The 13,388-nt window shown below is 50.6% G+C and carries 11 protein-coding genes; 10 read left to right on the top strand and 1 reads right to left on the bottom strand.

The features are described from left to right. The first annotated feature begins 19 nt into the window (after window positions 1-19). The 9 genes from Q4491_RS01315 (at window position 20) to Q4491_RS01275 (ending at window position 9,034) form a co-directional block, all read left to right on the top strand. Window positions 20-895: a DUF72 domain-containing protein gene (locus tag Q4491_RS01315; protein WP_303453605.1), complete on the top strand. Its 876-nt coding sequence runs from the start codon at window positions 20-22 to the stop codon at window positions 893-895. 164 nt (window positions 896-1,059) lie between these two features. Next, a complete protein-coding gene (cmoA, locus tag Q4491_RS01310; RefSeq protein ID WP_218383031.1) occupies window positions 1,060-1,788 on the top strand; it encodes a carboxy-S-adenosyl-L-methionine synthase CmoA in 729 nt (242 codons plus the stop codon). Window positions 1,789-1,818: 30 nt separating this feature from the next. Beyond that, window positions 1,819-2,793 carry a tRNA 5-methoxyuridine(34)/uridine 5-oxyacetic acid(34) synthase CmoB gene (gene cmoB / locus Q4491_RS01305; RefSeq protein WP_303453599.1) on the top strand — a complete coding sequence of 325 codons (975 nt, stop codon included), beginning with the start codon at window positions 1,819-1,821 and terminating at the stop codon, window positions 2,791-2,793. Window positions 2,794-2,895: 102 nt separating this feature from the next. After that, complete coding sequence (locus tag Q4491_RS01300; protein ID WP_192015372.1) at window positions 2,896-3,651, top strand: ATP-dependent zinc protease; 756 nt, start codon at window positions 2,896-2,898, stop codon at window positions 3,649-3,651. 97 nt (window positions 3,652-3,748) lie between these two features. Next, entirely contained in the window at window positions 3,749-5,254 is a 1,506-nt protein-coding gene (locus Q4491_RS01295) for an inactive transglutaminase family protein (protein ID WP_192015247.1), read from the top strand. Between the two features lie 3 nt (window positions 5,255-5,257). Continuing rightward, window positions 5,258-6,229 (top strand): alpha-L-glutamate ligase-like protein, encoded by a 972-nt coding sequence (locus Q4491_RS01290; RefSeq protein WP_192015246.1) that lies wholly within the window; start codon window positions 5,258-5,260, stop codon window positions 6,227-6,229. A gap of 109 nt (window positions 6,230-6,338) precedes the next feature. Next, window positions 6,339-7,487, top strand: coding sequence for a MalY/PatB family protein (locus Q4491_RS01285; RefSeq protein WP_303453594.1), 1,149 nt, complete (start codon window positions 6,339-6,341; stop codon window positions 7,485-7,487). Window positions 7,488-7,575: 88 nt separating this feature from the next. Continuing rightward, on the top strand, window positions 7,576-8,097 hold the full coding sequence (locus Q4491_RS01280; RefSeq protein WP_192015244.1) for a VC2046/SO_2500 family protein: 522 nt from the start codon (window positions 7,576-7,578) through the stop codon (window positions 8,095-8,097). 247 nt (window positions 8,098-8,344) lie between these two features. Further along, complete coding sequence (locus Q4491_RS01275) at window positions 8,345-9,034, top strand: SDR family oxidoreductase (RefSeq protein ID WP_192015243.1); 690 nt, start codon at window positions 8,345-8,347, stop codon at window positions 9,032-9,034. 126 nt (window positions 9,035-9,160) lie between these two features. On the opposite strand, the gene adhE is transcribed toward Q4491_RS01275, so the two are convergent. Next, window positions 9,161-11,875 carry a bifunctional acetaldehyde-CoA/alcohol dehydrogenase gene (adhE, locus tag Q4491_RS01270; protein WP_303453588.1) on the bottom strand — a complete coding sequence of 905 codons (2,715 nt, stop codon included), beginning with the start codon at window positions 11,873-11,875 and terminating at the stop codon, window positions 9,161-9,163. Window positions 11,876-12,523: 648 nt separating this feature from the next. Between adhE and Q4491_RS01265 the strand changes: the two genes are divergently transcribed. Continuing rightward, on the top strand, window positions 12,524-13,372 hold the full coding sequence (locus Q4491_RS01265) for an ion transporter (protein ID WP_192015241.1): 849 nt from the start codon (window positions 12,524-12,526) through the stop codon (window positions 13,370-13,372). The last annotated feature ends 16 nt before the right edge of the window (window positions 13,373-13,388 follow it).

Here is a 13,388-nt window from a genome sequence, read left to right as displayed (position 1 = left end):
TATTCACTAAGGTTTTTCAATGCCCTTTTCTTCACCCCTAAAGATCGGCATGGCAATGTGGTCACATGCGCCCTGGCAACGTAGCCTCTACGGCCGCGGCTGTCCTTCCACCGAAAGATTAAACCGGTACGCAGAAACTTTCTCCACTGTCGAAGGCAATACCACCTTCTATGCCACGCCCAAGCCGGCCACTGTACAGAACTGGGCTGATGCCACACCGGACGATTTTCGATTCACCTTCAAGCTGCCGAAAACCATCACTCATCAATATAAGCTGATGCACTGCCAGGGCCAGCTCGGTGAATTTTTTCATATCATGGCGCCTGTGGCAGAAAAAACCGGCATCTGGAAAATTCAATTACCCGCCAGCTTCGGACCGGCAGAGCTGCCTGCACTCTCCGCTTTTCTTAAACAGCTGCCGTCAGATCTGACGGTTGGGGTTGAGGTCCGCCATCCGGCCTTTTTCAGCAAAGGCGCAGAAGAAAAGGCGCTAAACCGGTTGCTTATCGAACATCAGGCCAACCGGATTATCATGGACACTCGCCCGGTTTTTTCGGCCCCCGCCACCAGCGAGGCCGTCATTGATGCCCACCAGAAAAAACCCAGAGTGCCGGTTCACGCCATTGCAACCGCCATGCACCCTGTGGTGCGTTTCATTGGTCATCCGGATCTTGATGCCAACGATCCCTTTTTTGCCAACTGGTTACAACGTCTTCCCTTATGGCTGAGTGAAGGCCGCCAGCCTTATCTGTTCATTCATACGCCCGACAACGACTTTGCCCCGGAACTGGCCGTCCGGCTTCATCGCCAGTTGGCACAACAATTGGCTGACACAGCGTTGCACCTGCCCGAACTGAAATTGCCGCAAGGTGGTGACCAGGTGTCACTGCTCTGAATCCTGCCTGACCTGCCCTGTAAATCCACAAGACAAGTGGCGCTATTTTATCTACAATACGCGCCTTTTCAGCGGGAGAAGGACTCCCCATTGCCATCGCCGTGCGGCGAGGTATACCGGAAGGAACCGTGCGAGATTCAGATATCAGGTGTGAGGAAGAGATAATGGCTGGCCACGACAATTTGTTCGCCGCCCCGATCGATAAATTGGGTGATTTTACCTTTGACGAACGCGTCGCCGAAGTATTCCCGGATATGATCCAACGTTCTGTGCCGGGATACAGCAATATCATCTCCGCCATTGGCATGCTGGCCGAGCGCTTTGCTATGCCGGATTCCACTATTTATGATCTAGGCTGTTCGCTTGGCGCTGCCACGCTGTCCATGCGTCGTCATATCAAACAGCCCGGTTGTAGAATCATAGGCGTCGACAACTCCCGCGCCATGGTTGAACGCTGCCGTCTGCATATTGACGCTTACCGCTCCGACACGCCGGCAGACATTATTGAAGCGGATATCCGGGATGTGGATATTCACAATGCCTCTGTGGTGGTGCTGAATTTCACCCTGCAGTTTCTGGCACCGGAAGATCGCCGCCAGTTGCTGGAAAAAATCTATGCCGGGCTGCGTCCGGGCGGCATACTGATCCTGTCTGAGAAATATGTTTTTGAGAACGGCCAAGCGCACGAGTTGCTGATCGATCTGCATCACGATTTCAAACGTGCCAACGGCTACAGCGAGCTGGAAATCAGCCAGAAACGCAGCGCCATCGAACATGTCATGCGCCCGGACAGCATCCCGGCCCACCGTGAGCGTTTGTCCGATATTGGCTTTCGCAGCGTAGAAGTCTGGTTCCAGTGCTTCAACTTCGGCTCTATGTTTGCCATCAAGTAATTAACGAAATTAAGGTAACTTTGACGCTCCATGTTTAGCTTTTCAGAATTCTATCGCTTATTAGCCAATGACGAGCAACTGCGTCCCTGGCTTAACATTTTGCCGCAGCAATTATCCGACTGGGAAACCGCCCAGCACGGCGACATGGCCCGCTGGGTTCGGGCGCTGAAGAAGTTTCCTGCCGATAAGCCGGACTTTATCGACCTGAAAACACAAGTCAGTGTCATGAATGAAGTGCCGGTAGCCGATGGTGAGCAAAAACGCCTGGAAAGCTTACTGCGTCTGCTGCACCCCTGGCGCAAAGGCCCGTACCATATCCACGGTATTCACATCGACACCGAATGGCGTTCCGACTGGAAATGGGATCGCGTTCTGCCGCACATCTCTCCCCTCAAACACCGTAAAGTGCTGGATGTCGGTTGCGGCAACGGCTACCACATGTGGCGTATGCTGGGTGAAGGGGCCGCACTGACGGTCGGGATCGATCCTTCAAACCTGTTCCTGATTCAGTTCGAGGCGATCCGTCGCCTGATGGGCCAGGATGAGCGTGCGTACCTGCTACCGCTGGGCATCGAACAACTGCCGGAACTGAAAGCGTTTGATACCGTCTTCAGTATGGGTGTGCTCTATCACCGCCGCTCGCCGCTTGATCACTTATTGCAGCTGAAAAACCAGCTGCGCAAAGGCGGTGAACTGGTGCTGGAAACCTTAGTGATTGAAGGCGATGAAAATGCGGTACTGGTTCCAGGTCACCGTTATGCTCAGATGCACAATGTCTACTTTTTCCCCTCTGCCAAAGCCCTGAAAGTCTGGCTGGAGAAAAGCGGTTTTGTCGATGTGCGGATTGTTGATGAAAGTGTCACCACCACCGATGAGCAACGCTCCACCAACTGGATGACAAATAATTCACTGCCGGAATATCTTGATCCGCAAGACCCGTCAAAAACAATAGAAGGCTACCCGGCCCCCCGACGCGCAGTGCTGGTCGCCGTAAATCCTGACTAAGTGTTAACAAAAGGGTGCTACCCGCATCCTTTTTTGTACGCTAAACTACGGCCCCCTAAAGAAAAACTAAGAATTACACTATATCCACTTTTGGGAGTGAGCATGCTTGGCCGCAGCGTAACCTTTATTGCATTGACATTTATTTCCGGCTGCTCAATGCTGAAAACCGAACCCAGCCCGCAGCGGGAAACGAATACACTGACTGCGATTGAAATGATGGAAACCAATGTCCATTTTCGACTTAATCGCATGTCGCAACAAATAAATGAGCAAAATGAAAACATTGCTAAGTTAGAAAAAGAGCTATCATCAATGTCAGAAGAACTGAATAAAGTTGCTTCTGTTTCATCGTCTAAACCTGAAGTCATTGTTGAGAAAAAAATAGTGCCGGTACCACAAAAAACTATTGATATCGATCCTAAAACTGCCCATGGCAAAGTTATCCTGGGTGAAGAAGAATGGATCTGGCTGGACTCAGTGCAATCCTTTTTTAAAGCACGGGTTGACACGGGTGCGACAACTTCTTCGATCAACGCACTGGATGTCCAGATCTTTGAACGGGATGGCAAACAGTGGGCCAAATTCAATCTCAGCCACAGCGGGGAAGAGAATCAGCCAGCCGATCAAATCATGGAAGCCCCGATTGTCCGCTGGGTGAAAATTCGCCAGTCTTCCGCCGACGATACCGAGCGGCGCCCGGTGGTTGAAATGTGGCTTAAACTCGGCAAATTGCATGAGAAAGCACAGTTTACCCTGGCAGACCGAACACAGATGACATATCCGGTATTGCTTGGGCGGGAATTCTTTAAAGACGTCGCACTCGTTGATGTCGGTAAACAATTCATCCAAGGGCGATAACCGTTTTCAGTTTGGGGCATGACAGCTTGTCATAGCCCCATTTTCGTTTTCATCGTTTCGTTTGCTTCAACCAATAAAGGAAAAATTAGAGGTTGTCATGACGTCAAGAATTCCGTTTTATTTTCTCATCACCTTGCTCGTCATTGCCGGGACAGCGCTCAGTCTCTACCGCCATGATATTTACGGTGTGCCTTGGACACCGGGCGAAGAGCGCGCCTTGTGGGAGCTGGAAGCCAGAGTGGAGTTTGATGCCATCGGCAAGCCGGTCAAAGTATCAATGGCCGCACCGGAATCACAGCAGGGCTTCACGCAAATCGACGAAAGCACCTCATCACCTGGCTATGGCGTTGCACTGATCGATACCGATCAGGGACGCCGGGCGGAATGGTCAATTCGTCAGGCATCCGGCAAACAGGTGCTTTATTACAAAACACAGATGCTTGTCGACCCGCTGGCCAGTTTCTCGACCGATAAACCGAGAGGCAAGCCTGAAGCTCCCAGCCTTGATAACCCTCAGGAAACGGCAGCCAAAGCCATGCTGGTTCAGGCTAGAACCCTGTCGGCGGACAATCTGACGCTGACCCGGGAAATACTGAAACAGCTCAATGACAGGAATAACCAAAACGCCTCTTTGCTGCTCAATGCTTTTCCGCGGGAAAATGTGGTGGTTTTCTTACTCTCGATGGAAGGGATAAATGCCCGCATCGTGGGTGGCTTACAGCTCGAAGATGGCCGCCGTCGCCAAAGCATCAGCCCTATGGTGGAAGTCTGGGGCGGCGAGAAATGGCATTTATTTGACCCGCAGACAGGACAGGAAGGTAAACCTAACGATGTACTGGTCTGGAATCAGCAAGGTCATTCCTTGCTGGATGTCATAGGCGGCCGTAACTCCAATATCAGCTTCTCGATTATTTCGCAGGATATTACCCCGCAGCAGGCAACCCGTGAAAAAATCCAGGCTGAAGATCTGCTGAACTTCTCAATACACAGCCTGCCTATTGAGGAGCAGGCGATGTTCAAAACCATCATGCTGGTACCGATAGGCGCGTTGATTGTAGTCTTCCTCAGGGTCATAGTGGGCCTGAAAACCTCAGGGACATTCATGCCGGTGCTGATTGCAGTGGCCTTTGTGCAGACTCAGCTGATTACCGGTGTACTGGGTTTTCTGCTTATCGTTGGCACAGGTTTAATCATACGCAGCTACCTGTCGCGGCTGAACTTGCTGCTTGTGGCCCGAATATCCGCCGTCATAGTGACTGTAATACTCATTATTTCGATCTTTACCGTGGTGGCCTTCAAAATTGGCCTGGTAGAAGGTCTGACGATCACCTTCTTCCCGATGATCATCCTGTCCTGGACGATTGAGCGTATGTCGATTCTGTGGGAAGAAGAAGGGGCAAAAGAGGTCTTTATTCAGGGTGGTGGCTCGCTGTTAACGGCTATCATAGTGTATCTGGTCATGACCAATGATCTGGTTCGTCACTTAACCTTTAACTTTATCGGCCTGCAACTCATTATAATGGCAATGATCCTGATGCTGGGTAACTACACAGGCTACCGCCTGAGTGAGCTACGACGCTTTAAGCCGTTAGCGGAGGATTAAGCCATGTTTTTATCGCGTTATACTACGCCGTGGCGTCTGCGCGAACGCGGCATCATGGGCATGAACAAGCGCAATCACAGCTATATCGGCCGCTACAACGACCGCAGTCTGTATCCGCTTGTCGATGATAAACTGAAAACCAAGATCATCGCCCAGCGTGCGGGAGCCACCGTGCCTGAACTGATCGGTGTGATAAGAAGCCAGGTTCACGTCAAAGAAATTCACGACATGGTGCGTGACTGGCCGGGCTTTGTTATCAAACCGGCTCAAGGCTCCGGCGGGAAAGGGATTCTTGTCATTATCAAGCACGAAAACGGTTTATACACCAAACCGTCAGGGGCTGTGATTAATAAGCAGGATGTTGAAAGACACATCACTAATACCCTGGCCGGGCTTTTTTCGCTCGGCGGCAAGAACGATGTGGCCATGGTCGAAAATCTGATCCAGTTTGATAATGTCTTCGACGGGTTCAGCTTTGAAGGGGTACCGGATATACGGGTGATTGTATTTAAAGGTTACCCTGTCATGGCCATGATGCGTTGTTCTACCGCGGCCTCTGACGGCAAAGCCAACCTTCACCAGGGAGCCGTCGGGGTCGGCATTGATATCGCCTCCGGCAAAGCCGTTCGTGCGGTGCAGTTTAACCTGCCGGTAGAACGTCACCCGGATACTGAAAGATTGCTCAGCGAGCTCACCGTACCCAACTGGCTGAAGTTACTGGAACTGGCAGCCAGTGCCTGGGAAATGACAGGACTGGGCTATCTGGGCACTGACATGGTACTGGATAAAGTCAAAGGTCCTATGGTATTGGAGCTGAATGCCCGGCCTGGCCTTGCGATCCAGACCGCCAATGGCTGCGGGTTGCTGCCGCGACTTCATCACATTGAAAGCCTGGGCACGCCGTCCAAGATGCCCTCTCCGGCTGAACGCGTCGCCTATGCCGCCGAACAGTTTGGAGCTAAGCCCCTGTTCTGATTACCTCTCAAGCTCCGGTTTTAGGCTGGGGCTTCCTTCTTCTGGCCAATTAGGCGCATAATAGCTGAGTCATCATATTCATTGATTTCAACTGGTTATTGGAGAGCCTATGTCAGAGATCCTGCGTTTATTTGACCAGCCGGTGGATCGCACCAAGAGCAACAGTACAAAGTGGCTGAAGTATCAGGGAAAGGATGTTCTGCCTATGTGGGTGGCAGACAGTGACTTCAGAGTACCGGATGCGATCACACACGCCCTCCACCAGCATGTCGATCACGGCGTCTTTGGCTATGGTTCCGTGCCTGCATCGCTCAGCGAGCTGATCGTTGAGCGCATGGCAGCCCTCTATAACTGGCAGATCAAACCAGAGTGGATTGTTTATTTACCCGGTCTGGTCTGTGGTCTCAATCTGGCTGTTCGTGCCTGTACCGAGCAACATCAGGCCGTTGTCAGTCCCAAGCCGGTGTACCCGAAATTTTTTAGTGCGGCAAAATACGCTTCACGCCCTCTGGCCTACTCCCCCGTAACACTGCAGCAAGGCCGCTGGCTGTTGAATTTAGCGGCAACTGAGATCCCGACCGATAGCAAGCTGTTGCTGTTCTGTAACCCCTTAAATCCCGGCGGTACCGTCTACACGCGTCAGGAGTTGGAAGCGCTGCACAGCTTTGCCAAAAAGCATGACCTGTATGTCTGTTCCGATGAAATCCACTGCGATTTGCTCCTCAATGAGAACGCCCGCCATATTCCCTTTGCCAGTCTGGATGACGATGCCGCACAGCGATCCATCACCCTGATAGCACCGAGCAAGACCTTTAACATTGCCGGTCTTGGCGCATCAATGGCAATTATTCCGAGTTTCGAGCTACGACGCCGTTTCAACCGGACGCGGGCTGGCATAGTGCCTGAGGTCAATGTGCTGGCCTATACGGCCGCCGAAGCCGCATACCGTGATTGCCAGCCGTGGCTCGACAATCAGCTCCACTATCTGCGTCAGCACAGAGACAGGCTGATGACAGCCATTAACAGTATGCCGGGGCTCACACTGCATCCGATTGAAGCGACCTATCTGGCCTGGATTGATGCCTCCGGCCTGCCTGTGGCAAACCCGCATGCCTTCTTTGAAGCCGCTGGTGTTGGCTTTTCGTCTGGCGCAGATTTTGGCCATTCCGGATTTGTCAGGATGAATTTTGGCTGTACCAGCCAGACTTTAGAGCTGGCGCTATCGCGCATGAAGAACGCCATTGAATCAATCGGTTAATAATTAGCCATCTGATAGACAATCTCGCTAAAGATTTTCACTGACTGTCCGATAGAGATAACACTGGTTTTAATTTCTGTCGGACTCCATGCAAATCCATACCATAGACAAAGCACAGCTTATCAGTGAAGTGCAGCTTGGTAACCAGCTCAACCGCGCGGTTGAGCAGGGGCGCCGATCTGACTTCGCACTGATGCTGGCTATGTTATCGCCGGATTATCTGGAAACCACGCCGACCGAAAAACCGCTGCCCCCTGCGACCACAGAAGAGCAGTTGCGCTCTTATTTCGAATTGCAAGACCCTGCCCCGCTGTCGACATCCGAGTTCTGCTATCCCCGTGGTGCAGAGCAGTCACGAGCGTTCCATTATGGCGGGCTTTCCGCAACCCGCTTACTCAGCTCGTTACAACCCATAGCAATAACGTTCCCCCCCCAGGACACGAAAGGTTTGCCTGAAGAGCTGTACCATAACCTGTCCGGGCATGAGCGCCGCCGCCTGCCTCCCACCCAGCCGGAACCGATCAAAGGGTCCCCGCAGGATCTCTACCTTAACCTTATCCGAGCCAAACGTTCCGCTGAAATGTACGGCGCCGTTGCTAAGGTCTGCTGATCACCATCACCTTTTCTTTTCGTTATTTTTCAGTCAATTAAGCAATTTTTTCGCGACATCTCACAAAGTACTAAATTTCGTGACAAGCGTCATATGCCAAACAATTCAATGCCGCTTTACCTGCGTACTTAACTAAGATTTAACATTATCAGGGTGTTATTAGTTTATTGAATAGTGAAGGTGAGGATGGTTAAAGCCGTCATTGCTGTTACGACTTCTAGGTATCCACATATAGGAAGATTGCGCTATGAATATTGCAGACTCAGTTATTCTTATTACTGCTGCAGGCTGCCCATTAGGAAAAGCCGCATCGTTCCATTTCTCTTCATTAGGCGCACGGATAGCCCTGGTAGATACAGACAGTGAACGATTGCACATCAACCATCAGGAATGTTTAGCCAAAGGCAGCGAGTGCTATGCACTTTGTCTTTCCGATAATAAAGAAGCCACTATTGCCAGTGCCATTCATGCGGTACACGAACAATACGGAAAAATCGATGTACTGATCAACTGCTGGTTGGGTGTCGATATTCCCATGCTCTTAACCCAGACCTCAGTTGAAGAATTCTGCCAGCTCATGACGGAAGGTACATCAGCGTTTCTTTCCTTTGGCAAACAGACCGCAAGCTACATGCGCGAACATCACCAGTCCGGTGTGATTATCAATTTAGCTGCTTGCCGGCCGGATAATCCCATACCTTTGAGCAGCAGTTCCAAAGCCATGCTGGCGGGCTTTACTCAAAGCTGGTCCAAAGAGCTGGCGCAGTACAAAATTCGTGTTGGTGGCGTTTTCCCGCTGATCTTTGATGAGCGGCATGATCTGCCACCCAGTACCCTACTCAGCCTGCCCATGCAGTATGAAATTGCCCGTAGTGCTGAGTACATAGTCTCGAACGACTATTTCAATGGCAGAATGATTGAAGCAGAAGTGGTCTGATCCCCCTGTCACTGCAGCGAGTCCCGTCTTTGTCCTCGCAATCTACTAATGCCATAGGCCGTAATCTGCAAATGGTATAAAAAACCCGCCAGATAGCGGGTTTTTGTTTCACTCAGCGATAGGCTATCAAGCCTTAGCCGCAACCTTCTTGCTTCGGGCCGAAGGAGCAGCCTGAATGACTTCCGCAGGTTTTTGATCTGCATTCTTCTTAATCACAGTCGTGCCTTCAAAGGTTTCGCCTTCGACATACGCCTTTCCGTAATAAGAAGCCAGTAGCACCTCTTTCAGCTCTGCAATCAGCGGATAACGCGGGTTCGCGCCGGTGCACTGATCATCAAAGGCTTCGACAGCCAGTTCATCCAGTTTCGCCAGGAAGTCAGATTCTGATACCCCTGCCGCCTGAATTGACTTAGGAATATCCAAATCGTCTTTCAGTGCATCCAGCCAGCTCAGCAAGCGCTCAATTTTCTGTGCGGTACGGTCACCGGGCTGAGAAAGGCCCAGGTGATCAGCCACTTCGGCATAGCGACGACGAGCTTGCGGGCGGTCGTACTGAGAGAAAGCCGTCTGCTTGGTTGGATTGTCGTTCGCGTTATAGCGCACCACATTCGCAATCAGCAAGGCATTTGCCAGACCATGTGGAATATGGAACTCAGCACCTATCTTGTGTGCCATAGAGTGACAGACGCCCAGGAACGCATTGGCAAAAGCAATACCGGCGATGGTTGCCGCGTTATGGACTTTCTCACGGGCAATCGGGTCTTTCGCACCGTTGGCATAGCTGGAAGGCAGGTATTGCTTGAGCAGTTGCAGTGCCTGCAATGCCTGGCCATCTGAATACTCGTTTGCCAGCACAGACACATAGGCTTCCAACGCATGGGTCACTGCGTCATAACCACCAAACGCAGTCAGTGATTTTGGCATGTTCATTACCAGATTGGCATCAACGATTGCCATCTGAGGTGTCAGCTCATAATCAGCCAGCGGGTATTTCGCGCCTGTTTCATCATCGGTGACGACCGCAAACGGCGTCACTTCAGACCCCGTCCCTGACGTGGTTGTAATACAAACCAACTCTGCTTTTTTACCCATTTTCGGGAATTTGTAGATACGTTTACGGATATCCATAAAGCGCATCGCCAGCTCTTCGAAGTGGGTATCCGGATGTTCATACATCACCCACATGATTTTCGCGGCGTCCATCGGTGAACCGCCACCCAGTGCGATGATCACATCAGGCTGGAAGCTCTTCATGGCTTCCGCACCTTTTTTGACGATCGTCAGTGTTGGATCGGCTTCCACATCGTAGAAAGCATGGACATCTATGCCCTGTGCTTTGAGCAGCGTCATTACTTCATCGGCATAGCCGTTGTTAAACAGAAAACGGTCGGTCACCAGAAAAGCACGTTTCTTATCTTCCAGATCCGTCAGCGCCACAGGCAGGCTGCCACGGCGGAAATAGATCGACTTAGGCAGTTTATGCCACAGCATATTTTCAGCTCGCTTCGCCACTGTTTTCTTGTTAATCAAATGTTTAGGCCCGACGTTTTCAGAGATAGAGTTCCCCCCCCAAGAACCGCAGCCTAAAGTCAAAGATGGTGCTATGTTGAAGTTGTACAGATCACCGATACCGCCGTGGGTGGTCGGGATGTTCACCAGAATACGCGCGGTTTTCAGCTTATCGCCAAAGTACTTAATGCGCTCTTCATTGACATCCTGGTTGGTATATAAGCCCGAGGTATGACCAATACCGCCAAGGTCGACCATTTTACAGGCCATTTCTACCGCATCTTCAAAGGTTTTGGCACGGAACATCCCCAGGGTTGGCGACAGTTTCTCATGGGCAAACTCTTCATCGATCGTGATGGCTTCGCCTTCACCAATCAGTACCTTGGTATCAGAAGGAACCGACACCCCGGCCATTTCAGCAATTTTTGTAGCAGGCTGGCCCACGATATTGGCGTTCAGATTACCTTCAATCAAAATCACTTTGCGGACTTTGTCGGCCTCTTCTTTGCTCAGCACATACCCTTTGTGGCTGGCAAAACGCGCTTTCACTTCGTCATAGATTTCATCCATCACGATCACGGCCTGCTCTGAGGCACACACCACGCCATTATCAAATGTCTTAGACATCAGCACAGATGCCACCGCACGTTTTACATCGGCCGTTTCGTCAATCACCACAGGCACATTACCTGCGCCGACGCCAATGGCCGGTTTGCCAGACGAGTAAGCCGCTTTCACCATGCCCGGACCACCGGTGGCCAGAATCAGGTTTAGGTCTGGGTGCTTCATCAGGGCATTGGACAACTCAACCGAAGGCTGATCGATCCAGCCAATGATATCTTTAGGTGCGCCAGCCGCGACGGCGGCATCCAATACCAGTTTCGCCGCAGCGTTGGTCGATTCTTTCGCCCGTGGGTGCGGAGAGAAAATAATACCGTTACGGGTTTTGAGTGAAATCAGAGATTTGAAGATAGCGGTTGAAGTTGGGTTTGTCGTCGGCACAATGCCGCAGATGATACCGACAGGCTCTGCGATGGTGATGGTGCCGAACTCATCGTTCTCCTCCAGAATGCCGCAGGTCTTTTCGTCTTTGTATTTGTTGTAAATAAATTCAGAGGCAAAGTGGTTTTTGATCACCTTGTCTTCAACGATCCCCATGCCAGACTCTTGTACGGCTTGCTGGGCCAGAGGAATACGGGCATTGTTTGCCGCCAGAGAGGCGGCACGGAAAATCTTGTCTACTTGCTCCTGCGAGTAGGTGGCAAAAATCTTCTGTGCTGCTTTTACACGGGCAACCATTGCATCGAGTTCTGCCAAATTCGTTACAGGCATAGTCAAACTCCTAACTTTAAGATTGAAAACTTTTTAGTAAGGATACGTCTCTGATTCCTTGCCATGAGAGCGCTTATCGCCGATTGAGCACACTTAGTAAATTGCTTTCAAAACTGATTTTATGACTTCATTGCCAGGTGGGGCTTGATCTGGATCATGCTAAACGCATACATCAGAAAGATGTCACCACTCATCAAAAACAAATAAAATCAATTATTTAAAAAGCAACTCAATTAGAATCATTCACAAAACAAATATTTAGACATGCCGCAACATGAAATTAATTTTCATATCGGTAATTTAATTCCCAAAAGTGACAACAGATTGGCTCCCCAAACGGCTACAGGCTCATACCCCATTCTGGGTAGTATTCACGCCACATAAAGCCTAATCCAGTAACGCTCAGAACGACAATGTCATTGAATGACTTTTTGACCACCAATAAGCATCTGAACACATATCATTGATAAATGAAGCCAGAATAGCAAACAAAAACAGTAAAATAGGTGCAGTAAGTCTTACCTTCCCCCTGCTGCTGTAAACCAAATAAGCTCTTACCGGCAGCAGGTACAAACAGCGCGGAAATGGCTCTGGCAAAGGCAGCAACTCTTAAGTATGCTTTATTTTTCAATCACTCAGATGTTAGTTATGTCCCACTCAACAAGAAAAGAAAGACTCTACATCACCATTTTTGGCACCCACACCCCGGCGGGCAAAGCATTTGATATCACATTAATTCTGACCATACTGGCATCGATTATTGTTCTGATGCTCGGGTCTGTCAGCCCGATAAGCCAGAAGTGGGGACAGCTGTTCTACCTGATGGAATGGGGGTTTACGCTGATCTTTACGCTCGAGTATCTGCTCAGGCTGTACTGCTCACCCAAGCCGGCTGCGTATGCCCGGAGTTTTTACGGCATTGTCGATTTTCTTGCCATCTTACCCACCTATCTGGTGTTTCTTTTTCCGGCCGCGCACTATCTGATGGTCATCCGGTTGCTGAGGGTAATGCGTATATTCCGGATCTTAAAACTGGTTAGGTATTTGCAGGATTCTAATTTACTGCTGAGGTCTTTATTACAATCCAGCCGCAAGATCCTGATCTTTTTCACTACTGTCGCAGTGCTGGTGACTGTATTTGGTTCACTCATGTTTGTGATTGAAGGACCAGAACATGGCTTTACCAGCATTCCTTACAGTATTTACTGGGCCATAGTGACCTTAACGACTGTGGGTTATGGTGACCTGGTACCTCAGACGGATCTCGGTAAAACGCTCGCCTCATTCACTATGCTGATGGGCTACTCCATCATCGCCGTTCCCACCGGCATTATCACGGCAGAAATTGGCCATCAGAGTCAGTTACACCGCACCCTGGTGAAGTGCATGAACTGCTCGCGGCCGGGCCATGAAACCGACGCCGTCTTCTGTAAGCATTGCGGCAGTGAGCTCGCACATCCCGATGACAGGATCGTCTCAGCGCCTGCCACTAAATGATCCAAGAAAAACGAAC

The sequence above is a fragment of the Photobacterium sp. 2_MG-2023 genome, assembly GCF_030547675.1.
Lineage (GTDB): Bacteria > Pseudomonadota > Gammaproteobacteria > Enterobacterales > Vibrionaceae > Photobacterium > Photobacterium arenosum.
This window is presented reverse-complemented; position numbering and strand designations above follow the sequence as displayed.